1 protein-coding gene is annotated in these 1,658 nt (G+C 46.6%); it reads right to left on the bottom strand.

Going from position 1 to position 1,658, the window contains the following annotated elements; translation table 11 throughout:
• Nucleotides 1-1,658 (bottom strand): hypothetical protein (locus tag FBT53_RS15885; protein ID WP_205729053.1); only part of this gene is annotated, 1,658 nt, incomplete at both ends.

Here is a 1,658-nt window from a genome sequence, read left to right as displayed (position 1 = left end):
CAGCATTTACGATGTTATCACCCTCGATAGGTGTGGTAATATCGATAGTTGGTACGGTATTATCTAAAGTAATTGGGTCGTTATCGGTAGCTGGGTTGCCCGCTACATCCGTAACATCCGCCGTTACGGTGATGGTACCGTTATTCAATCCAGAGATATCCGCATCAGTAGCCGTCCACGCGTTACCGGTTACGGTAGCGATAGTGGTCACTGGAGGATTCACGCCATCATCAAAAGTTACCGTTACTACTTGACCATCTTCTATAGCTGTAGTAGTCCCCGAGATGGTAACGTCGTTATCTTCCGTTGCACTTACGATATTATCGAACTCAATAGGAGTTGTAATATCGATAGTTGGAGCGGTATTATCCAGGGTAATTGGGTCGTTATCGGTAGCCGGATTACCCGCTACATCACTAACATCTGCCGTTACGGTGATAGTACCGTTATTCAATCCAGAAATATCCGCATCAGTAGCGGTCCACGCATTACCAGTTACGGTAGCGGTAGTGGTCACTGGAGGATTAACGCCATCATCAAAAGTTACCGTTACCACTTGTCCATCTTCCACATCTGTGGTAGTCCCTGAGATGGTTACATCGCCATCTTCGGCAGCATTGACAATATTGTCACCCTCAATAGGTGTGGTGATGTCGATAGTTGGTACGGTATTATCCAGTGTAATGGGGTCGTTATCAGTAGCCGGATTACCCGCTACATCCATAACATCCGCAGTTACGGTGATGGTACCGTTATTTAATCCAGCGATGTTTGCATCGATAGCCGTCCACGCGTTACCAGTTACAGTAGCGGTAGTGGTCACTGGAGGATTAATTCCATCATCAAAAGTTACCGTTACGACTTGTCCATCTTCCACGTCTGTAGTAGTCCCTGAGATGGTTACATCGCCATCTTCGGCAGCATTTACGATGTTATCACCCTCGATAGGTGTGGTAATATCGATAGTTGGTACGGTATTATCTAAAGTAATTGGGTCGTTATCGGTAGCCGGATTACCCGCTACATCAGTAACATCCGCCGTTACGGTGATAGTTCCATTGTCCAATCCAGAAATATCCGCATCGGTAGCCGTCCACGCGTTACCAGTTACGGTAGCGGTAGTGGTTACTGGAGGATTCACCCCATCATCAAAAGTTACCGTTACTACTTGGCCATCTTCTACATCCGTAGTAGTCCCTGAGATGGTTACATCCCCATCTTCGGCAGCATTTACGATGTTATCACTCTCGATAGGTGTGGTAATATCGATAGTTGGTACGGTATTATCCAGTGTAATTGGGTCGTTATCAGTAGCCGGATTACCCGCTACATCAGTAACATCCGCCGTTACAGTGATAGTTCCATCGTTCAATCCAGAAATATCCGCATCGGTAGCCGTCCACGCGTTACCCGAAACAGTAGCGGTAGTAGTTACTGGAGGATTCACGCCATCATCAAAAGTAACGGTTACTACTTGGCCATCTTCTATAGCTGTAGTAGTCCCTGAGATGGTTACATCGCCATCTTCGGCAGCATTTACGATGTTATCACCCTCGATAGGTGTGGTAATATCGATAGTTGGTACGGTATTATCCAGTGTAATTGGGTCGTTATCGGTAGCCGGATTACCCGCTACATCAGTAACATCCGCAGTTACG

Source organism: Flavobacterium sp. ASW18X, assembly GCF_005144745.1.
Taxonomy (GTDB): Bacteria; Bacteroidota; Bacteroidia; order Flavobacteriales; family Flavobacteriaceae; genus Croceivirga.
This window is presented reverse-complemented; position numbering and strand designations above follow the sequence as displayed.